We start from the raw sequence: 20,877 nt of genomic DNA, 5'->3' as shown, positions 1-20,877 counted from the left end.
CATCAGGGAATCCAGTACCAAATAAAAAAATAATTAAAATGAAGAACACATTATTGGTATTATTGATTTGCATGGGACTCAAAACCTTTGCCATTGAAACCAAAAAGCTCAATATTACCGTTGAAAACAATGTGGAAGGAGCCCCCATCACCCTTGGTATTCCCTTTCCAAAAGGAGAACTATACTCGGTATATAATGTTAGGTTGTTGAACTCCAAAGGAAAAGAAATAGCATGTCAAACAACAGAAGTGACTTCATGGGAACCTGCGGATGAAAGCATCAAATGGATATGGGTGTTCTTCTTTTCCGAAGCAGCTTCTGATTACACCCTTGAATATGGTGAAGGTGTTGAACCGATGAGGTCTAAAGAAAGGATTGTTTCTACCAATAACATGAGACCTAGAGGAGGTATTAAAGTAAATACCGGACCATTATCGTTCTCCATAAATAAGTTGGGAAATGGGTTTTTGGATGAAGTTTATCTTGATAATGATCAAAATGGAAAATTTGAAGAAAATGAGCTGATAGCTTCTGCTCCAGAAAACAAAAGGGGAACCTTTCTGGATATTTTAGATGATTCGGGTATTGATGCTTCAAAAGCAATCATAAACGAAGTTTTTAGGGAAAAGGGCTCTGGCCCTATGCATATGATTTTTCGTGTAGAAGGAACCTATATGTATGGTAGAGAAGATAATAACTTATCGCCATTTACCATAAGATTGCACGCTTATGCAGGAAAGACCTATGTGAAGGTTTTGCATACAATGACCTACACGGGAGTTCCAGACAAACATAAAATACAAGAAGGGGAACATGCAAACATTGCTACCCAGAACAAAAAAATAATTTCGGAAGACACTGCCAATGACCCCGGATGGACAGAACCAAATGACCAGATAGCAGCCTGTGGACTTCAACTTAAATACCATCTTGGCGATGAGGCGGAGGTTTCCTTACCGCTTTATACAGGAAATTGGGATGCTAAATCCTTAGAAGAAGAAGTTAAGAAAATTGACTTTGAGGGGAATAAAAAAATAAGTCTTTTGCAGAAAGGTCCTGAAAGAAATAATGGGCAGAGCCTTAGAAGTTTGTTTACGGGGAAATCTAAAAATGGAGAAAGCGACAACATGCTCGCTGATGATGAATCTATATTTAAAGCAGTTGTTAAAAAAGGCAAACAAGTTGTAAACCAAACGCAGAGAGCAAAAGGTTGGATAGATGTTTCTGATGGTAAAAAAGGAATTAGCATTGGAATCAAAAATTTTTTAAAGGAATACCCTAAAGGAATTGAAGTTGATCCGAGTGCCAAAATGCTTTTGGGAAATATTTGGCCTTTGGAAAATGGACCTATGGACTTTGCTCGTGACAATACAGAGTTAGACGGCGGAATGTTAGACAATTTTGCTCAAGGAATTACCAAAACAACGGAATTCCTTTATTATTTTCATGATGATCAATCGGAGAACGACATAAATGAAAGAATGGACTATGTGCTCAATAGCCCAATAGCGCACGCAGCTCCAGAATGGTATTCAAACTCCAAGGTCTATGGTAATATGGCACCATTTTCAGATAAGTACCCTCAATTTGAAAACGCTCTTCAGTACAAATATGAGTGGTGGTCATTCAACCAAGACAATGAACCTTGGTATGGGATGTTTGATTATGGTGATGGAAAGACATATTTCTATAATGATAAGTGGTTTCAATGGACAAATAATGAGCCTACCATTGATTTTATGTTGTGGACCAATTTCATGAGAACTGGCGATGCCAAATACTTCCATATGGCACAAGCCATGAGTAGACATACCATGGATGTGGATAATATACATTGGCCCAAAAAAAGAAACTATTTAGGTCAGATAAATGACGCTATAGACTTTTGGGATTATAAAGATGAACCAGAATCAACACCTTATTTGGGTATTGGTAGGAGACATGCAAATGATCATTGGTATGCCTTGCTTAGTGCCCATGTTTGGATTCAAGGCTGGATTGCTTCATATTATATCAGCGGTGATCATCGTGCTTTGGAAGTTGCTAAAATGACCGGCGACACGTATTTAAAACGAATATGGGGAGAGCATGATTTAAGAGGTAGAAGATTATATCTATCTGTATTAAATCTCGTTGAATTATATGATGCTACCAAACTTGATAAATACAAAAAAGAGTTGGATGAAAGAGTTGGGTTAATGCTTCAGCTACAAGAAGAACAGGGAGGCAATTTACTGTTGGATAGATTTGGATATAGCCAAACATATGTTGCACAAGGCTTGTACAAATACTATCAAATTACAGGTAAAAAAGAGATAAAGAAAGCGCTTTTGAACCATGCCTATTGGATAAGGGATGTACCTCCATTGAATCATGAAATGGAATCTTACTTGGCTACTATTTACCCTTTGTTGATAGGCTATGAATTTAGTGGGCACAAAGCGTTTTTTGAAGAAGCAATGATTCGTGCAGAACTACTTGAGGTGGGAAGATTACCCAAAAACAGTGATGAATATGATACGGTAGATTCATATAACGAGGCATTGCTAAAGGTGTCTAATCTTCCAAGGAGTGCCGGTCGCTTTACCAATTGGGAGATTAACCAGGGTCTAAGAGTATTTGGTTGGACGCATGCTTATAACATTCCATACTTAATTTATTGGCTTGATAATGAAAGCACAAAAAAGGCGAAATAAAAAAGCTGAGCACTGAGGATTTTCTAAGAATCAAATCCCTATATATTTTAATTGAACCAGTCCCGTAGAACGCTTTTTCTATGGGACTTTTTTATTCGTATTAGTTCAGTTTGATTTAAAAGTCTTGGCATGAATAAAATCCTGGTTGATTAATGATTATAGTCATTTCTGTTCCTTTTTTTTCAAACTAGATTTGAATGTAAGAACTTAACTATCTCAATATGGAAGTTGTTATCGTAATGTAATAACAAACATATGGTTTGATGAAAGTTCTCGGCATGCCGTTTAATTAATTAGGAAAATGATGGCTTTGATAATAGTCTTATTCGTCTTTACGTTGGTGTTGTATATTTTCTATGGATATTATCGTTTTAATACACTGGTCGAAAAAGATAAAGAACAGCTTTTTAATCTTACTGGAAATTCCGAAAAATTGGTGACCAAAGAAGATTTGGCTCATCTGCCCAATAGCATGAAGAACTATCTAATAAAGGTAGGTGTGATCGGAAAATGTAAAGATTGCCACGCCATCATAAAACAATCTGGCCAAATAAAACAAAAGCAAAATGGAAAATGGACGGATTTTACCGCAAAACAGTTCATGACCGCTAAACCCGTAGGATTTGTTTGGGCTGCAAAAGCGTTCCCCGTCTTTGTAAAAGATAAAAGTATTGAAGGAGTAGGGGAGGTCAATATCAGTTTCTTAGGACTAAAATCGATAGCAGTCAATCAATCTACAGAGACAGATGAAAGTGCATTGGGAAGGTGTCTTGGAGAACTTGCTTTTTACCCAGTGGGATTTTTGAATAATACCATAGTTTGGAAAGACATAGATGAAAATCTAGTAAAGGCTACAATCATTGTTGGAGATACTACAACAGAGGGTTTTTTTCATTTTGATGAGAATGGATTAATAGACCGTTTTGAATCAAAAAGATACAAAGATGAAACCTTGGAGAATTTCACTGGCAAAGTAGAAAACTATCAAATAATATGTGGGCTCTATATTCCCACTAAGATAAAAGCTATTTGGAATTTAAAGAGTGGAGATTTTGAATATTTCAACTGCGATATTGTGGATTATCGAATAGAATAAATGGAGGTTAGATAGTTTCAACTGGTTTGGGCACGAACTGGTTTTCTCTTTCTTGTCAGCGCTTTTTTTGGAAGTGCCGGAGCGTGGCCCATGTTACACAACTCCCTTCTCACCGAATCCATATATCTAAATGTTGCATACTCAAAATTGATAGTGCGTTCAGCAAGGTTGATGCTAACATTCGCAACAAATCCTAGTTTCTCCAATTTCTGCTTTAAGAGATTTGCCGTTTTTTCATCTTGGAGATTTTGTATGAGTAAACAGGTCTGTAACATGATTTATAATTACATAATTAAAAAAGAGGTCTTCGTTAATTTCCTTTTAAGAGCCACTATTGCTAAAATTAACACAGTAAATGGACACCTTAAATGACGTAGGTCATCTTAACTCCAGTTTTGGGTGATTAGATTCACGCTTAAAGGATGAATTTGGAACTCAAGTTATTATAAGAAACTTTTTGTTGGACCTTTTCTTGACCTCATAAATATTGATAAAAATATTTTAGCTAACCGTTAATGATACAACCATCCTCCATTTGTATGATCCTGTCTGTTTTAGAAGCAAAATCCTTGTCATGTGTAACTACCAAAAGGGACAGACCTGCTTCTTCCTTTAGTTGTTTAAAAATATCGAATACATTCTTTGCATTGTAGCTATCAAGATTTCCCGTGGGCTCATCCCCCATTAAAATCGAGGGATTATTGATCAACGCACGTGCAATTGCTACGCGTTGCTTTTCACCACCAGAAATTCTATTTGCTTTTTTTTTAGCTAGATGATCAATATGCAACATTTTCAATTTTTCTATGGCATTATACTCAATCTCCTCATGGCTTAATTGGGCCAATTTTTTAGCAGGAAGCATTACATTTTCCAAAACACTGAACTCTAAAAGCAAATAATGAAATTGGAATACAAAACCTATATGTTTGTTTCTAAGTTGAGAAAGTTCGTTTCTTGATCTTCCTGTAACATATTCTTCATTGACGTATAAATCACCTTCATAGTCAGTATCCATGGTCGAAAGGATATACAACAATGTAGACTTTCCTGAACCTGATTTACCCATAATAGATGCAAACTCTCCCCTTTTTACATCAAAACTTATATCTTTTAATACATGGAACAAGACAGGTTTTTTAAAGTATTTGTTTACGTTTTTTACTTCTAAAACTTTATGCATAGCCATGGTTTAGGTTCCTCTGATGATTTCTACTGGATCTACTTTTTTTGCTTTGTTAGATGGCAAATACCCGGCAATGAAGGTGGAAATTAAAGCGAATGATATCCCAATGGCATAAAACATTGGGTCATGGTTTATGGGATAAGTGGTTATTGTTGGAAGCGCCTCGGTTTCCCACGGTAGATTATCTATCAATTGAGAGAATCCAAACCCGATAAGAAGGCCCGCACCTCCCCCAATAGTCCCTATTATTATGGCTTGACTCATAAAAATGAGTTGAACATCGGTGCCGGAAAATCCAGTTGCCTTTAAAATGGCGATATCTTTCATTTTCTCATAAATGAGCATATTCAAAATATTATAAATTCCGAAGCCTGCAACAATAAGTAAGGTCACGGATACCGAATATGTTATCAAGTTTCGTATTTGGGTTCCAGTTTCAAACTGGGCATTAGCTTCTTTGATATCCATTGCCTTAACATTGAACTGTTTTCCTAAACGATTGGCCATATTGGGGGCATCTACAATATCATAAAGTTTTACATTGACATCCGTAATATAGTTTTCCGCCTCGCCAAGAATCTTTTGTACTGTGTTTATATTGGTAAAACTTTGAATGTTATCCACTTCCGCAATTCCACTTTGGTAAATGACCACTATTTTCAATGGAAAAAGAGTTCCTTTAACCGTACTTATCTGAACACGGTCACCAATAGAAAGTGACATTTTTTTGGCTATACCGGCCCCAAGCAAAATACCATTAGTGTTATTTTTTAAAGCTTCAGGTGTACCTTCCGTTATGTAATCGTGAAAATTTGATAGCCTAACCTCTTCCATAACATCAATTCCTGTAAGATTGCCCCCTAAATCAATTGATCCTGAGAGGTAGAATATTTGAGCTTTAACTTGAGGAGTGGCGCCTCTTACATTATCATCCTCTTTTAAGTAGTTTAATATGGGCAAAGCATTATGAATTTTCTTTTGGCTTAGTTTAGGTCTTACGGAATGTATTTGATTCAAACCATCTTTAAATTCAGGATAAAGTATTATGGGTTGATTTTCAGAAGGTTCAATCTCATTGTAAAGATGTATGTGAGGTGTCTGATTGAGTACCAGATCATCTAACATGGTATTGACACCTGTCATGAAACTTACCAAGGTTATGTAAGCGCCAATACCAAAAGTGACACCCAAAGAAGCAGTAACCGTAGATTTTAATTTGGTGACCAAATGTGTTTTGGCAATATTCAATATGACCTTCCAATTAATCATTGTTTAGGTTTTAAAACGGCGATACTTTCATCAATCCCACTTAGAATTTCCACTTTATCCATGCTCTGAACTCCTATAATGACCTCTACTTCTCCATCTTTGGTTAGTACTTTGGTTCCTTCAATAAGATACTCCTTAGGTAATGTGAGAGCATCGTTTTTTTCTGCTATGATGATATTCCCTTCACCAGAGAGGCCAGGGTACAATTTATCGGGAGGAGAAACAAAAACAGCTTCAACCTTAAAAGTTTGTGAGCGTTCATCTTTTCTGGGATATATTTTGTGTAGTTTGGCTTCAAATACTTCAGCATGGTAAGCATCCAGGGTTACCAATATTCTTTGGCCCAAATTCAGTTTTACAATATCCACTTCATCTACTAATAGCTCAACCATAAATTTATCGCTCAGACCAACCGCTGCAATAGGCTCCAAGGTATTTACAATTTCACCAGGGTTTTTGTAGAGTGCATAAACCTTACCATCAATTTTGCTGCCTATGGTAAAATCTTCTGAAAGCGTTTGCGAAGTTTTATAATTGTTTTCAGCTTGTTTTACTTGGGTTTGCAATTCTTTCTTTGTGCGCTCGTATTTGCTTTTTAAGAGGCTTACCTTGTTTTGTGAAAGTTCGTAAGCTAATTTTCCATTGTCATATTCCAACTTAGAACCTATGTTTTGTTTCCAAAGATTTTTTTGGCGGACGTAATTAATAGAATCATTTTTCAATTGTAGTTCAGATGCCTCTATTTCATCCATAATACCTTTTAGCACAGCAGCATTTCCATTATAATTTTCCCTTGCCAATTCAAAGGATAGTTTAGCATTTGCAACACCTAATTTTGGAGAGGTATTGATGATCTGTACAATACCCTCACCCTTGCGCACCAAATCACCTTCCTCAACCAGATTTCTATCTAAGATTCCCACTACCGAAGAATATGCCTGGTACGAGCTATCTGGTTGCACCGTTGCGGATGCATATACAGATTCTGTCACGGTTGTTTTTTCTGGATATGTTTTATCCGTTTTATTGTTGCACCCAAATAGTCCAAAAAAAAGAGCGAAAAAAAGGAAATATTTCAGCATGGTATTCTATGAATTTTTTATTGTGATTTAGACTTTTTGTTTCTTTTGTTCTTTTTTTGCCACCCTCTCCAATGAGGAAAACCATTTTTATCGCGAAGCAACAGGACATTTTCTTTTTTTTGTACCTCCATGGCTATAATGGCAGGTGCTCCTTTATAAATAATTCTTGAGCCTGTAATAGATAAAGTGTCTCCGATAGAAAACAAAACATTTTGATTATCTATATACCAAGACGGACCAAGGTGTACAGGGATGACTCCCTTGTCACTTTTCACCTCTAGATGTATGCCATAGGTTGATTTTTGCGCTTCGTAGATTGTCAGTATTGATGCTACGGATGCATCAAAAGTTTCTATAGTCTTTGGGTTGAACATTTTCCCAAAATTGGAAGTTTTATCAGAACTCCCATTCTCTTTCTGAGCATAAAGCGTCATGGTTCCTAGATGCAAAAAACGGGCATAGTATACCACCCCGGGCGGGTTAAAGTGAGCCACACCGGGCGGACGAAAGTGAACCACTAAAAAATCGATTCTATTTGTGGGTTACCATCGGTTCTTTTGTAAAAAAGACGATGGCAAACAAACAGATAGATATGCGCAAGGCAAAACAGATTTTCAAATTGTACGGCGAGGGCGCGAGCAAACGGGGCATCAGCAAGCAGCTGGGCCTCTCCCGCAATACCGTAACCAAGTACATCGACTTCTTCAAGCGGTACAAGCTGACCTCCTATGAGGTGTCCGCAATGACCCTGGAGGAGATCCACAGGCTTTTCCGGTCGGACCAAAAGCCCAAGAGCGAACAATTGAAGACCCTCGAGAAGTACTTTCCCTATTTTGACAGGGAATTACGCAGGACGGGTGTTACCAAGCAATTGTTATGGGAGGAATATTACGAGAAGCACCCGGACGGCTTCAAGCTCTCACAGTTCAGGTACTGGTATCGGGAATGGACAAAGGAAGTCTCCCCCGTAATGCACTTTACCCACAAAGCGGGCGACAAGCTATTCATAGATTTTACGGGGAAAAAGCTTGTTATCGTAGATAGACATACGGGGGAGCTACAAGAACTGGAAGTCTACGTATGCGTATTGGGAAGTAGCCAATATACCTATGTCGAGGCCTGTACAAGCCAAAAACTGGAAGACTTCATGCGCTGTACCGAGAACGCCCTTTGGTTTTACGGCGGGGTTCCCCGAGCAATGGTTACGGACAACCTAAAATCGGCAGTTACCAAGAGCAGTCGTTACGAGCCCAAGGTCAACGAGACATTTGCCGATTTCGCCGAACACTACGAAACGGCCGTACTTCCCACAAGGGCTTACAGGCCAAGGGACAAGGCCATCGTAGAGAATGCCGTCCGGATCATCTACACCAGGGTCTTTGCGCCGTTGCGCAACCAGGCCTTCCATTCCGTAACCGAAATCAACAAGGCCATATCGGAACTACTGAAAACACACAATGACAGGTCGTTCAGGGGAAGGGAGTACTCCCGGTACTCGTTGTTCAAGGAAGTGGAACGGCAAGAACTCAAGCCCCTTCCATTGAAGCGGTACGAGATAAGATTCTACGCAAAGGGCACCGTACACAAGAACAGCCACATCTACCTTGGCAAGGACAAGCATTATTACAGCGTACCCTATCGGCACATCGGCAAGCAGATCAAGATCGTCTACACCCATAGCTTCGTCGAGATATACCACAGGCACGAACGCCTTGCCGCCCATACAAGGAAAAGGCAGAAGTACGGGTATACCACCATGGCGGAGCATATGCCATCGCACCATCGGTTCGTCAGCGAATGGAGCAGCGAGAAGTTCATCGCTTGGGCAGGGCATATCGGCGACCATTGCAAGGGATACATCATCGGGATACTCGACAAGAAACAACATCCCGAACAGTCCTATAAGTCCTGTCTGGGCATACTCCACTTGGCCAAGAAAGTAGGAAACCGGCGCTTGGACAATGCCTGCAGGCGCGCATCCGACTATGGGGCATACAATTACAAAATGGTAGAGCGTATCCTGAAAAAGGGGTGGGACGTCCTTGAAGACGACCCACTGGACAACACCGAGGTGCCCGACCATGAAAACATCAGGGGAGGGAACTATTACAAATAATAATCGCTTAACAATAATTAAAAACAAGCATCATGAACGAACAGACATTGGAACAAATGAAACAGTTAAGGCTCCACGGAATGATTAGGGCCTTCAACACCAGCCTCTCGTCCCAGAGCATCGATTACACCAACGATGAACTACTGGCCTACCTTATGCAGTCCGAATGGGACGATAGGCAGAACCGCAAGATAGAACGCCTGACCAAGGCGGCCAGGTTCAGGTACAGTGCCGTAATGGAAGCGATCAACTACACTCCCGAAAGGAACATCGACAAGAACCAGGTGCAACGTTTTGCGTCCTGCGAGTTCATCGGCAGAAAAGAGAACATCCTCATTACGGGGAGCACGGGCGTGGGCAAAAGCTATATGGCCTCCGCCATAGGCCATCAGGCCTGCTCGATGGGCAGCAAGGTCATGTACTTCAATACCGCAAAGCTCTTTACCACGCTAAAGACATCAAAGGCCGACGGTTCATATCTAAAACTGATAGGCAAGCTCGAAAAACAGGACCTGCTGATACTGGACGACTTTGGCCTGAAACCCTTGGACAATATAAACAGGCACTCCTTTATGGAAATAATAGAGGACAGGCACGGAAAACGATCGACGATAATAGCTTCCCAACTGCCCGTAGAGGCATGGCATGAGATAATTGGGGAAAAGACCATTGCGGACGCAATCCTCGATCGCTTGGTGCATACCGCACATAGGATAGGCATAAAAGGGGAATCAATGAGAAAAAAACTAAGGAATAATCATTAATTTTAACACACGAATGAATCGATTTTAAGTACTTCGTTTACACTGCTCACTTTCATCCGCTGTGGGCGGTATACTTTGGCCGCCCTATCCAACCACACTTCAGGTTCCATTCTTTTACGAAAAATCACGAAAACCTTTTCGAAACATTTTCGTAACTCAAGATTATTATTAACTTATTGAATATCAATATTTTAACATGATTCCTGTATAACGGATGTGTAACATGCTGTATACTCATTTTATAATATTAATACCTCTAGGCTCTTTTTAGAACAAGCATTCTTTAAATTTGAGTAAGTCCATCAATTTAATAATCCATGTATTATTTAGGAATAGATTTAGGCAGCTCATCAATCAAAGTAGCTTTGGTAGAACGCAGCAGTGGAAAGAACATTGGGGTTGTTCAAGAACCCGAGGAAGAAATGTCCATGTATGCTCCTCAAAAAGGATGGGCTGAACAAAAACCTGAAGACTGGTGGAGTTTTGCATGTAAGGGTATCAAAAAGATCAAAAAGAAGTACAGAATTTCAGAAAATGACATTGATGGAATAGGTATCGCTTATCAAATGCATGGTTTGGTCATTGTTGATGAAAATGGAGACCCGTTGCGCAAATCAATAATATGGTGCGATAGTAGGGCAGTTGAAATTGGTAATGAAGCATATCATAAAATTGGGGAGCAGATATGTGATGAGCAGTTATTGAACTCCCCATCTAATTTCACCGCTTCAAAACTAGGTTGGGTCAAAGAATTTGAACCTGAGGTTTTTAGACAGGTATACAAGTTTATGCTACCTGGAGATTATCTTGCCTATCGCCTTTCTGATGCCATAAACACGACCATATCTGGTTTATCTGAAGGTATTTTTTGGGATTTTAAAAGGGATGCTATTTCGGAGGATGTATTAAATCACTTCAATATTTCACATGAAGTAATTCCGGAAATTGTGGACACTTTTGGCAATCAGGGAAAAGTTTCTTCAAAGGGAGCCATAGAAAGCGGGCTGTTGGAAGGAACTCCTATTCTGTATAGGGCAGGGGACCAACCTAACAATGCACTTTCCTTAAACGTGTTTCAACCTGGTGAAGTGGCTGCAACAGGCGGCACATCTGGTGTAGTATATGCAATAACCAATAACCTTTCTGTAAAAGAAAGCTCGCGTGTAAATAATTTTGCCCATGTAAACTATCAGAAAAACGGCGCAAAGAATATTGGCAAACTACTTTGTATCAATGGAGCGGGAATTCAGTATCGATGGTTGCTGAACAATCTAGCGGTAGCATCCTATGAAGAAATGAATACGCTGGCTTCCGATATTGAAATTGGCTCTGATGGTGTACGCCTTATTCCATTTGGAAACGGCGCGGAACGAATGCTTTTAAACAAAGATATTGGAACAAGAATCGTAAATCTAAACCTGAACAGACACTCAAAAGCTAATATATGCAGGGCAGCATTAGAAGGTATAGCCTTCTCTTTTGTTTATGGAATGGAGATCATGAAATCTGACAGCATTGAAACCAAGGTGATCAAGGCTGGAAATGATAATCTTTTCCGATCGGAAATATTTGCCAATACCATTGCTACCCTTATTCAACAGGAAATTGAAATATACAATACTACTGGTGCGGTAGGTGCAGCTAGAGCCTGTTCCATAGCATCAAATGGATATGATACTTTTTCATCTTTCATGAAAAGCGACCACGTAATGACCTTTGTGCCTTCTAAAAACAAAGAACAATACCAGGAAGCATATAGTGATTGGAAAAAAGAACTGGAACTAATAACAAACAAATAATACTTTAAAATGGCACTTATAGGAGATAAGGAATTTTTTAATGGGGTTGGAGAAATAAAATATGAAGGTAAGAACTCAGACAACCCCATGGCATTTAAATTTTACAATCCGGAACAAGTTGTTGCAGGTAAGACTATGCGAGAGCATTTTAAATTTGCTGTAGCATACTGGCATACACTATGCGGCACAGGAGGAGATCCTTTTGGCCCTGGCACTAAAAACTTTCCATGGTCAACAGCTTCTGACCCAATAAAAGCTGCTGAGGACAAAGCTGATGCTGCTTTTGAATTCATAACAAAAATGGGTTTTGATTATTACTGTTTTCATGATCATGACCTTGTAGATGAAGGTGCTACGCTCGTTGAATCTGAAAAGAGGATCCAAAAAACTGTTGAATATTTAAAGCAAAAACAAAAGGCTTCGGGAGTTAAATTACTTTGGGGAACTGCAAATTGTTTTTCTAATCCAAGATATATGAACGGTGCAGCTTCTAACCCAAATTTTGATGTAGTGGCAAGAGCTGGAGCACAGATTAAGATTGCTTTGGACGCTACCATTGCTCTAGGAGGGGAAAATTATGTATTCTGGGGAGGTCGTGAAGGCTACATGTCCCTATTGAATACCGATATGAAACTGGAGCAAGATAATATTGGACGTTTCTTGAACATGGCAAAAGACTATGCAAGAAGTCAAGGGTTTAAAGGAGTCTTTTTTGTAGAACCGAAACCTATGGAACCCACAAAACATCAATATGACTTTGATGCGGCTACATCAATTAACTCGCTTAGGGAGTACGGACTTGAGAACGATTTCAAACTAAACATAGAAGTAAACCACGCAACCCTGGCACAGCACACGTTCCAACATGAACTTCAGGTGGCAGCCAACGCAGGCATGCTAGGAAGTATTGATGCCAATAGAGGTGATTATCAAAATGGTTGGGACACCGATCAATTCCCCAATAATGTGATGGAAACTGCTGAAGCTATGCTCGTTTTTCTGAAATCTGGGGGGCTGCAAGGAGGCGGAGTAAATTTTGATGCTAAGACAAGACGAAATTCAACAGATTTAGAAGATATTTTCCATGCGCACATTGGAGGTGCGGATACATTTGCAAGAGCACTTTTAATTGCGGATGCCGTAATACAAAATTCACCTTATCAGTCTTTACTGGATAATAGATACTCCTCTTTTACAAGAGGTAAAGGTTTAGAATTTACTGAAGGAAAACTTACTCTAAGGGATCTATATGATTATGCGGGTAAAAATGGAGAACCTGAACAAATCAGTGGAAAACAGGAGATGTTTGAAAATATATTGAATCAATATTCATAAAACAGACATATGGAATCAATATTAGAAACAGCTGATTGGTGGGTCTTGGGAGCATATCTTGCAGCCCTTATTGGAGTAGCGGTTTGGGTGGTACTTCAAAAGAATAAGAATACGGAAGATTATTTTTTAGCTGGAAGAAATGTTGGCTGGTTTGTGATTGGTGCTTCTATTTTTGCTTCCAATATTGGTTCTGAACATGTTGTGGGGCTGGCAGGTACAGGTGCAGAATCTGGTATGCCAATGGCACATTATGAGTTGCATGCTTGGATTGTGTTGCTCTTGGGGTGGCTGTTCCTTCCTTTCTATTTTAGAAGTAAGGCTTTTACCATGCCTGAATTTTTAGAAAAACGTTTTGACAGCCGATCACGATGGTTTCTTTCAGTATTCTCATTGGTGGGTTATGTCATCACCAAGGTTTCCGTAACCATTTATGCAGGAGGAATTGTAGTGTCAGAACTTCTAGGAATACCTTTTTGGTATGGTGCCATTGGTATTGTGATTTTTACTGGTGCGTATACCGTTATAGGTGGGATGAAGGCGGTTATTTATACTGAGACACTACAAACTGTAATTCTCATTGCCGGTTCTTTGATTATAACCTATCTAGGGTTGGAAAAAGTTGGCGGCTGGGAAGAACTTCGTCTTGTTGCGGGAAGTGAACATTTTAATATGTGGCGACCGATATCCGACCCAGATTTTCCATGGACAGGAATGCTCATAGGAGGAACAATTGTAGGAGTTTGGTATTGGTGTACTGATCAATATATAGTTCAAAGAACCTTAGCGGCCAACAATATTAAAATAGGCAGACGTGGTGCCATATTTGGAGCTTATTTAAAATTACTGCCCATTTTTATTTTCTTAATTCCAGGAATCATTGCTTTTGCTCTTGCCCAGCAAGGAGTATTAACCTATGAAAAAAGTGATGAGGTATTTCCAGTATTGGTAAAAACATTATTGCCCGTTGGTTTAAAAGGATTGGTTGCGGGTGGACTAATGGCTGCTTTAATGAGTTCATTAGCGTCTGTTTTCAACTCTTGTTCCACAATTTTTACTATAGATATCTATAAAAAACTGAAACCTTTGACCGAGGAAAAAGAGCTTTTGAATGTTGGTAAAATTGCGACTTCCATTGTGGTAGTTCTCGGAATTATTTGGATTCCAATCATGGAAAAGATAGGTGGTGGGGTTTTATATCAATATTTACAAAGTGTTCAATCTTATATTGCACCTCCCATAACCGCTGTTTTCTTGCTAGGAGTATTATGGAAAAGGGTAAACTCCAAAGCAGCAATTGTAACCTTGTTTTCAGGTTTGGTAATTGCAGCACTTCGAATAGTAGCCGAAGTATATCGAACTGATTTGTCTGGCGCTGCATTATCTTTTGCAACCATCAACTTTGCACACATGGCTATCTTTATGTTTATATTTTCTGTTGTAATCTGCATCAGCGCAAGTCTTGCTACAAATCCACCAGAGTATTCCTTGATCAAAGGGCTTTCTTTTGGTACGTTAAGTGACGAAGACAAACAACTGAACAAAGAAAGCATATCTACTATTGATATTATACTTTCAGTATTCCTGATTATAGTGGTCATCGCAGTTTTATCGTACTTTACCGGGTAACATAAATATGAAGAACACACTTTTATCCATTTTAATTCTCGTTCTGATGGTCGCCTGCAAACCCATTAAGCAGCAAAAATCACCTACAATTGCAGTAGAAAAAAGCAATCGGGAATTGGCCAAATTTGAACCAAAAGAAGGAGTTTTACTATTTGTTGGTCAAGAACTGGAAGCGGTTGGAGGATTGGAGCATTATAATGATGGATATTTAAATCATTTTGATAAACCTGCAGGATGGACCACTTATACAAATATAAACCCGGGAGAATATTCTTTTTACCGAAGACAAAGAGGGTTGGATGGACTTTGGGAAACCCATGACTGGGGAGATAGTGACTCCAACGCCATGCTACAACACAACGACCCAGATTATTCCAATATGGCTTTAGCTATTGGGTTACAATTTGTGAATCATGAGGAAAGGGTAGCGGATGGCACCCATGATAAGTATATTGACAAACTTGGAGATTTTTTGATTTCTTTAGGAAGAAGACCGGTTTTCCTGCGTATAGCTTATGAATTTGATGGTCCTTGGAACAATTATAATAGGAAATCTACTATTACAGCATACAAACATATTGTGGACAAATTAAGAGAAAGAGGGGTTAACAACACTGCATATGTTTGGCAATCTACTGGGACTATGGCTCCAGACCAGAAGCATTTGGAAAAATGGTATCCTGGCGATGATTATGTGGATTGGCTGGGTTTCTCTTTTTTTAATGGGTGGAAAAAACAAAAAATGATTGAATTTGCAAGATCCAAAGGGAAGCCTGTATTTATAGCAGAAGCTACACCTACTTCTTCCGATTTAATTTGGGATCCAAAGGAAAATCAAGGCATCACCAAGGAAATGAAACTGTCAAACCCTAGACAGGCCCAAATGGCTTGGGAGGAATGGTTCTTACCTTTTTTCAATACCATCAATACCAATCCAGATGTGGTAAAGGCTGTACATTATATCAATTGTCATTGGGATTCGCACCCAATGTGGTTACAAAATCCAACTTTTAAAAAGATTGATGCCCGTTTGCATTTAAGTGATACTATTAGCAAACAATGGAAAGAAAGAACTTCAAAAGCCCCCTTCATTTTATCATCCAAAGATTTGTACGATAAGTTGTACGGTAATAAATAATTATGAAAAAGATAACCTTAAAAGACATAGCAGCTAATTTTGGGGTATCCATATCTACAGTTTCAAAAGCCATTAATGATAGTCATGAAATCAGCAAGGGTTTAAAGACGAAAATCCAAGATTTTGCTAAAGAACATCATTACAAGCCAAACCATATCGCCCTTAGTTTATTAAAAAAGAGCACTAAGACCATTGGCGTCATTGTGCCTAACATCCTTAATTACTTTTTCACCCAAGTTTTTTATGGAATTGAAAGAACGGCAAATTCTAGAGGGTATAGTATTGTAAGCTGTATTTCTGATGAATCCTACTTGAAGGAACTTAAAACAGTGGAGTTATTGAGTTCAGGAACAGTAGATGGGCTTATTTTATCATTATCCGAAGAAACACAGGGCAAAGGAGATGTTGAGCATCTTCAAAATTTGATTGAGAATCAAATCCCTATGGTAATGTTTGATAGGGTTACAGAAAAGGTAGACTGTGATAAGGTCGTTGTGGATGACTTTGAGGCTGGTTACAAAACAACCAATCATTTATTGAAAACGGGATGTAAAAGAATTGCCATCATTTCAGCTATTTACAATTCCAGCGTTGGAAAATTACGGGTGGATGGTTACAGAAAAGCACTTAATGAAAATGGAACGGAATTTAATGAAAGACTTATTGTAGAAGTAAGAAAAGATGATGATTTACAGTTGCTGATATCCTTGCTTTTGGACAATAAAGAAATTGATGCAATTATAGCCTTGGATGAAATTACCGCAGTAGATACACTTAATATCCTAAAATCAAAAGGTATTGATGTCCCTAAGGAAATATCTATTGTCGGATTTACTAATGGTAGACTTTCAAAATATGTCACACCAGCGTTGACCATGATAAGTCAGCATGGAAAGTATATAGGAGAATTAGCTGCAAATATCCTTATTGATCGAATAGAATTCGACGGGGAAATGCCTTATACGACCAAGCTTGTAAAGACTAGTTTAATAGAGAGGGATTCTACCAAAAAAGTTAAAGGTAATCCTTTGTCTTACTAAAAGAGTCATTACAATTCCTATCTTCTTAAGATTAATTTGTAACTATCTTTTACCCTTAGAGTTTGTAAATACATTTGTTTTTTATTCCTTCGGCACTTAAAATTTTCCAAATGACAGTATTTGTAGACATGGATGAAGTGGTGGCGGACACTTATGGTGCGCATATAGAACTTTATAACAAAGAGTTCAACGCACAGCTTAAGATTGAAGAATGCCTTGGAAAAGAAGCATGGCAATGCGTGCCGGAAGAGCATCAACAAAGTATAAAAGACCATGCATGGCAAGCAGGATTTTTTAAAAACCTCAAAGTAATTCCGGGTAGTCAAGAAGTATTGGCAGAACTAAGTAAAAAACATGAAGTTTATATTGCTTCTGCTGCTATGCAATTTCCCAATTCGCTTGTTGAAAAGTCTGATTGGTTAGACGAGTTCTTTCCTTTTATTCCATGGCAAAAACGAATACTGTGCGGCCATAAGCATATTTTAAAAGGCGACGTACTTATAGATGACCGTAGTTATAACCTAAAGAGTTTTAATGGAGATACCATTATTTTCACTTCTCCGCATAACGTTAATACTGTTGGTTTTGATCGTGCGCATTCTTGGAAAGAAATCGCAAATAAACTTTTGTAACTTAGGACATGAAAATGCCCCAATTTTTAATAAAAACACTTTTTTTAAGTGCCCTATTTCTGTTAGAGAGCTGTTCTGCACAATCCCAACTTATTGAGGATGAGTTGCAAACTGTAACAACGGAAAGTTTAAAGTATTATTTGTATTACCCTGAAGGTTACGAATCTGAAGAGGAAGAAGGTTTTGGACTATTACTTTTTTTACATGGAGGTGGAGAGTCCGGAGCAGAACTGGAAGAAATTAAAAAAAATGGCCCCCCAAAACTTTTGGTTGAAGGAAAACAATTTCCATTTTTAGTATTAGCTCCTCAAAACCCATACAGAAGAAAATGGTGGAACACTGAAGCAATTGTAAAACTTTTGGACTCTGTAGTTGAAACGAATAACGTGGACAAAAAACGGATCTATTTAACTGGTTTAAGTAGGGGAGGAAGTGCGTCTTGGGAATTGGCAACGCAGTACCCTAAAAAATTTGCAGCTATGGCGGTTGTATGTGGAATGGCGCCTTTGCCATATGCACATTGGATAAATAAGAAAATGCCCATTTGGGTATTCCATGGAGACAAAGATGAGATAATTTCTGTAGAGGAATCGGATAAAATGGTGGCCAAACTAAAAGAAATGAATTATAACGTAAGGTACACGAGGTATAAAGATGTAGGACATAATTCATGGAGTAAGGCCTACACTACGGAGGAGTTGTATGAATGGCTAGCTGAACAAAAAAGAGATTAATGAGAAAGCTGTTTTTATGTTTTTTAATTGTTGGTATTCTTGGTTGCAAACGAAGTGGTAATATCTCAGGTAGTGTTGTTTTACCAAGCTCAGAGCGTGACACCGTAAACGTAGTAGATTCACTAGCAAATCAAATTCAAGAAAAGGTATTAAAATCTTTTGAAGGTTTAGCGGATACCACTTTTGTAAGATTGGCGGATTTTAGCGAAGATTTTGCATATGATATGCGCTATGCAACTGAAAATAACTTTTTAAAAGCAAAAGTATACGATTGTGCAGAGTGCTATACTAGAGTTAAGACAGCTAAAGCATTGATCAAAGCGAATAAAGATTTTCTTAAGTCTGGTACAAAAATAAAGTTCTTTGATTGCTACAGACCAAATTCAGTACAGTATAAAATGTGGGAGATTGTTCCTAATCCACAATATGTGGCAAATCCAGTAAAAGGTTCCATTCACAATAAAGGAGGAGCCGTGGATATTACTCTGGTTGATTTAGAAGGTAATGAATTGGATATGGGAACGGATTTTGATTTTTTTGGAAAAAGAGCATACCATGACAACACAGATTTGCCAGAAGAAATACTTGGAAACAGAAGACTCTTAAAAGAGACTATGGAAAAACATGGATTTTGGTCTATAAGAACAGAATGGTGGCACTACAATCTTTCAGCTGGCTCCAATGATAAAGTGGCAAATTTTAAGTGGGACTGTAATTGATTTTTATTTATTTATTGAACTTTTCTCAAAGCAAAAAATATGCTTAGACGGCTTACCGTCAACATAACAAATTTTTCAAAAGAATAAGTAAAATCTTCAAACTCAAAAAAAGTTCAAAATCACTTCAATGTATTATTTTTGGCAAATTGTTCAATACCTCAAAAAACCAACTTTTTAATGACTCCAAGCCAGAATATAGAGAAGAACTTGTTCATCATTCTCTATCTTAATTCCATTTACCCACTTAGTCCAAGTTTAAAATCCTTTTTGAGTAAGAATGTTAAGAGTTGTTTTTTTAATAAAAATGAAATAATAAGTAAGGAAGGAGAGGTTTGCAACCGTCTTTATATAATTAAAAAGGGTTTGGTAAGAGGTTACTTTGTAAGTGATTCAACCGAGATTACCACATGGATGGATTCAGAGAATGAGGTTTTCACTTCCATAACTGGTTTTTTTAGAAATGAAAAGAGTAAGGAGTACATACAAAGTCTAGAGGACACCTATTGTGATTACTTGGATTATGAAGATTACAAGTTTTGCCTCAACAATTTCCCAGAGATTCGTCAAATAAACAGAATGCTCCTTGAAGAGTATTACATTCTGGCAGAAAACAGAGTCTATTTGGCTAGGATACCAAATGCCAAGAGACGACTGAATTACTTTATAGAGAATAACAAACCAAAACTTGTTGACAGAATTCCAAGAAAACATTTGGCTTCTTTTTTGGCGATGAGGCCAGAAACCCTTTCAAGGATTATGAAAGAAAGTGTATGATTTAAACCCCCTTTCTTTTTATTAATATTACCAAACATCTTTGATTTTTAAGACCCATAGTTTCCCAGAATTTCCTTCATATTAAAAAGGCGAAGGGTGGAAAATCCAGTCCATACATAGCTTTTAGCCACATACCCGCTATTAATTCTTAAAAAAATAACATAAAATTGATATTTGTCAATTTCCTTGACGATTTCGTGAAATAACACCAAGGCTCTTCCGTTTTTCTGATGATATGTAAGAAAATATTTACAAATTATTATGAAAAAAACCTCCTTAACCAAGAACAAAGCCCTAAAGAACTACCTGTTCTTTTGTATTGCTTTAACAACAATTACCATACATGCTCAAAGTGCTGATGTGGTAATTGTGGACAAAAACTATCCCAATGTTCAGGGATTGATAGCTTCACTTCCAATCGATATGAAGTATATTGAAACGACCTCGAATACCACTATTCAAGAAATTCTGGTAAGTGCGCTTAGCTTAAACCAACAAGCTGAAAATATCCATCTTTTTTGCAATACGGATAGCAAATCAATTACGGTAGGCAATCAAAATTATAGCTCAACTGTAATTACTGAAAATTTAAACGGCAATGCGTTTATAAACTATCAGAATGTAAACCTATTGGTTTATTCATGCGATTTGGCTAAAGATTCACAAGGCATAGAGCTTTTAGAAATGATTGCCTCCAAAACGAACTTTAATGTTGCTTCCTGTTTTAGTTGTGAAACAGTTGATGAGGAATTTACTTTTGATTTCTCCACTTCTTCTGCAACTATCACAACTTCTTTATTTAAATAATACCAACTATGAATAGCAAAAATTACCAATTATTAAGATTCTTAGTAGTGTTTTTGGGTTTGTC

Annotated in this window: 19 protein-coding genes; 14 read left to right on the top strand and 5 right to left on the bottom strand. The window is 38.1% G+C overall.

What is annotated here, in order from left to right:
* Positions 1-38: 38 nt before the first annotated feature.
* Positions 39-2,696, top strand: coding sequence for a hypothetical protein (locus tag LV704_RS00265; protein ID WP_163423779.1), 2,658 nt, complete (start codon positions 39-41; stop codon positions 2,694-2,696).
* A 301-nt stretch (positions 2,697-2,997) separates the two neighbouring features.
* Positions 2,998-3,792, top strand: coding sequence for a DUF6544 family protein (locus LV704_RS00260; protein ID WP_163423778.1), 795 nt, complete (start codon positions 2,998-3,000; stop codon positions 3,790-3,792).
* 17 nt (positions 3,793-3,809) lie between these two features.
* Here the strand turns inward: LV704_RS00260 and LV704_RS00255 are convergent, their stop codons facing one another.
* From LV704_RS00255 to LV704_RS00235, 5 genes are all read right to left on the bottom strand, one after another.
* A complete protein-coding gene (locus LV704_RS00255) occupies positions 3,810-4,067 on the bottom strand; it encodes a hypothetical protein (protein WP_163423777.1) in 258 nt (85 codons plus the stop codon).
* 230 nt (positions 4,068-4,297) lie between these two features.
* Positions 4,298-4,975, bottom strand: a complete 678-nt coding sequence (locus LV704_RS00250; RefSeq protein WP_163423776.1) for an ABC transporter ATP-binding protein — start codon at positions 4,973-4,975, stop codon at positions 4,298-4,300.
* Between the two features lie 9 nt (positions 4,976-4,984).
* Complete coding sequence (locus tag LV704_RS00245; protein ID WP_163423775.1) at positions 4,985-6,247, bottom strand: FtsX-like permease family protein; 1,263 nt, start codon at positions 6,245-6,247, stop codon at positions 4,985-4,987.
* Positions 6,244-7,329 (bottom strand): efflux RND transporter periplasmic adaptor subunit, encoded by a 1,086-nt coding sequence (locus LV704_RS00240; protein WP_163423774.1) that lies wholly within the window; start codon positions 7,327-7,329, stop codon positions 6,244-6,246. The genes LV704_RS00245 and LV704_RS00240 overlap by 4 nt, the downstream gene beginning before the upstream one ends.
* A 17-nt stretch (positions 7,330-7,346) precedes the next feature.
* A complete protein-coding gene (locus LV704_RS00235; protein WP_163423773.1) occupies positions 7,347-7,799 on the bottom strand; it encodes a DNA-binding protein in 453 nt (150 codons plus the stop codon).
* 101 nt (positions 7,800-7,900) lie between these two features.
* Here LV704_RS00235 and istA point away from each other — a divergent pair, with 101 nt between their 5' ends.
* The 12 genes from istA to LV704_RS00175 all read left to right on the top strand — a co-directional run bounded on the left by istA (position 7,901) and on the right by LV704_RS00175 (position 20,813).
* The gene (gene istA / locus LV704_RS00230) at positions 7,901-9,445 is read left to right on the top strand and encodes an IS21 family transposase (protein WP_163424037.1); all 1,545 of its coding nucleotides are present in this window, start codon (positions 7,901-7,903) and stop codon (positions 9,443-9,445) included.
* 32 nt (positions 9,446-9,477) lie between these two features.
* Positions 9,478-10,209 (top strand): IS21-like element helper ATPase IstB, encoded by a 732-nt coding sequence (gene istB, locus LV704_RS00225; RefSeq protein WP_163424036.1) that lies wholly within the window; start codon positions 9,478-9,480, stop codon positions 10,207-10,209.
* A gap of 317 nt (positions 10,210-10,526) precedes the next feature.
* Positions 10,527-12,008 (top strand): xylulokinase, encoded by a 1,482-nt coding sequence (locus tag LV704_RS00220; RefSeq protein WP_163421890.1) that lies wholly within the window; start codon positions 10,527-10,529, stop codon positions 12,006-12,008.
* Positions 12,009-12,017: 9 nt separating this feature from the next.
* Positions 12,018-13,343: a xylose isomerase gene (xylA, locus tag LV704_RS00215; RefSeq protein ID WP_163421891.1), complete on the top strand. Its 1,326-nt coding sequence runs from the start codon at positions 12,018-12,020 to the stop codon at positions 13,341-13,343.
* A gap of 9 nt (positions 13,344-13,352) precedes the next feature.
* The gene (locus LV704_RS00210) at positions 13,353-14,969 is read left to right on the top strand and encodes a sodium:solute symporter (protein WP_163421892.1); all 1,617 of its coding nucleotides are present in this window, start codon (positions 13,353-13,355) and stop codon (positions 14,967-14,969) included.
* A 7-nt stretch (positions 14,970-14,976) separates the two neighbouring features.
* A complete protein-coding gene (locus LV704_RS00205; RefSeq protein ID WP_163421893.1) occupies positions 14,977-16,107 on the top strand; it encodes a glycoside hydrolase family 26 protein in 1,131 nt (376 codons plus the stop codon).
* A 2-nt stretch (positions 16,108-16,109) separates the two neighbouring features.
* Entirely contained in the window at positions 16,110-17,147 is a 1,038-nt protein-coding gene (locus tag LV704_RS00200) for a LacI family DNA-binding transcriptional regulator (RefSeq protein ID WP_317164635.1), read from the top strand.
* A gap of 110 nt (positions 17,148-17,257) precedes the next feature.
* Positions 17,258-17,779 carry a 5'(3')-deoxyribonucleotidase gene (locus tag LV704_RS00195; RefSeq protein ID WP_163421894.1) on the top strand — a complete coding sequence of 174 codons (522 nt, stop codon included), beginning with the start codon at positions 17,258-17,260 and terminating at the stop codon, positions 17,777-17,779.
* 14 nt (positions 17,780-17,793) lie between these two features.
* Positions 17,794-18,513: a prolyl oligopeptidase family serine peptidase gene (locus tag LV704_RS00190; RefSeq protein ID WP_163421895.1), complete on the top strand. Its 720-nt coding sequence runs from the start codon at positions 17,794-17,796 to the stop codon at positions 18,511-18,513.
* Positions 18,513-19,232 (top strand): M15 family metallopeptidase, encoded by a 720-nt coding sequence (locus LV704_RS00185; RefSeq protein ID WP_163421896.1) that lies wholly within the window; start codon positions 18,513-18,515, stop codon positions 19,230-19,232. Before LV704_RS00190 ends, LV704_RS00185 begins: the two co-directional genes overlap by 1 nt.
* Before the next feature lie 177 nt (positions 19,233-19,409).
* The gene (locus tag LV704_RS00180; protein WP_163421897.1) at positions 19,410-20,006 is read left to right on the top strand and encodes a Crp/Fnr family transcriptional regulator; all 597 of its coding nucleotides are present in this window, start codon (positions 19,410-19,412) and stop codon (positions 20,004-20,006) included.
* A 261-nt stretch (positions 20,007-20,267) separates the two neighbouring features.
* A complete protein-coding gene (locus LV704_RS00175) occupies positions 20,268-20,813 on the top strand; it encodes a DUF4347 domain-containing protein (protein WP_163421898.1) in 546 nt (181 codons plus the stop codon).
* The last annotated feature ends 64 nt before the right edge of the window (positions 20,814-20,877 follow it).

It is taken from the genome of Flagellimonas sp. CMM7 (assembly GCF_021390195.1).
Lineage (GTDB): Bacteria > Bacteroidota > Bacteroidia > Flavobacteriales > Flavobacteriaceae > Flagellimonas.
Note: the sequence above shows the minus strand (reverse complement) of the source record. Positions and strands in the feature narration are given on the sequence as shown.

Excerpts from the sequence above, each read along its gene's own strand:
- istB (WP_163424036.1), top strand. The coding sequence starts at position 9,478 with ATGAACGAACAGACATTGGAACAAATGAAACAGTTAAGGCTCCACGGA.
- LV704_RS00195 (WP_163421894.1), top strand. The coding sequence starts at position 17,258 with ATGACAGTATTTGTAGACATGGATGAAGTGGTGGCGGACACTTATGGT.
- LV704_RS00240 (WP_163423774.1), bottom strand. The coding sequence starts at position 7,329 with ATGCTGAAATATTTCCTTTTTTTCGCTCTTTTTTTTGGACTATTTGGG.
- LV704_RS00185 (WP_163421896.1), top strand. The coding sequence starts at position 18,513 with ATGAGAAAGCTGTTTTTATGTTTTTTAATTGTTGGTATTCTTGGTTGC.
- LV704_RS00210 (WP_163421892.1), top strand. The coding sequence starts at position 13,353 with ATGGAATCAATATTAGAAACAGCTGATTGGTGGGTCTTGGGAGCATAT.
- LV704_RS00250 (WP_163423776.1), bottom strand. The coding sequence starts at position 4,975 with ATGCATAAAGTTTTAGAAGTAAAAAACGTAAACAAATACTTTAAAAAA.
- istA (WP_163424037.1), top strand. The coding sequence starts at position 7,901 with ATGGCAAACAAACAGATAGATATGCGCAAGGCAAAACAGATTTTCAAA.
- LV704_RS00180 (WP_163421897.1), top strand. The coding sequence starts at position 19,410 with ATGACTCCAAGCCAGAATATAGAGAAGAACTTGTTCATCATTCTCTAT.
- LV704_RS00255 (WP_163423777.1), bottom strand. The coding sequence starts at position 4,067 with ATGTTACAGACCTGTTTACTCATACAAAATCTCCAAGATGAAAAAACG.
- LV704_RS00175 (WP_163421898.1), top strand. The coding sequence starts at position 20,268 with ATGAAAAAAACCTCCTTAACCAAGAACAAAGCCCTAAAGAACTACCTG.
- LV704_RS00190 (WP_163421895.1), top strand. The coding sequence starts at position 17,794 with ATGCCCCAATTTTTAATAAAAACACTTTTTTTAAGTGCCCTATTTCTG.
- LV704_RS00205 (WP_163421893.1), top strand. The coding sequence starts at position 14,977 with ATGAAGAACACACTTTTATCCATTTTAATTCTCGTTCTGATGGTCGCC.
- xylA (WP_163421891.1), top strand. The coding sequence starts at position 12,018 with ATGGCACTTATAGGAGATAAGGAATTTTTTAATGGGGTTGGAGAAATA.
- LV704_RS00220 (WP_163421890.1), top strand. The coding sequence starts at position 10,527 with ATGTATTATTTAGGAATAGATTTAGGCAGCTCATCAATCAAAGTAGCT.
- LV704_RS00245 (WP_163423775.1), bottom strand. The coding sequence starts at position 6,247 with ATGATTAATTGGAAGGTCATATTGAATATTGCCAAAACACATTTGGTC.
- LV704_RS00260 (WP_163423778.1), top strand. The coding sequence starts at position 2,998 with ATGATGGCTTTGATAATAGTCTTATTCGTCTTTACGTTGGTGTTGTAT.
- LV704_RS00200 (WP_317164635.1), top strand. The coding sequence starts at position 16,110 with ATGAAAAAGATAACCTTAAAAGACATAGCAGCTAATTTTGGGGTATCC.
- LV704_RS00265 (WP_163423779.1), top strand. The coding sequence starts at position 39 with ATGAAGAACACATTATTGGTATTATTGATTTGCATGGGACTCAAAACC.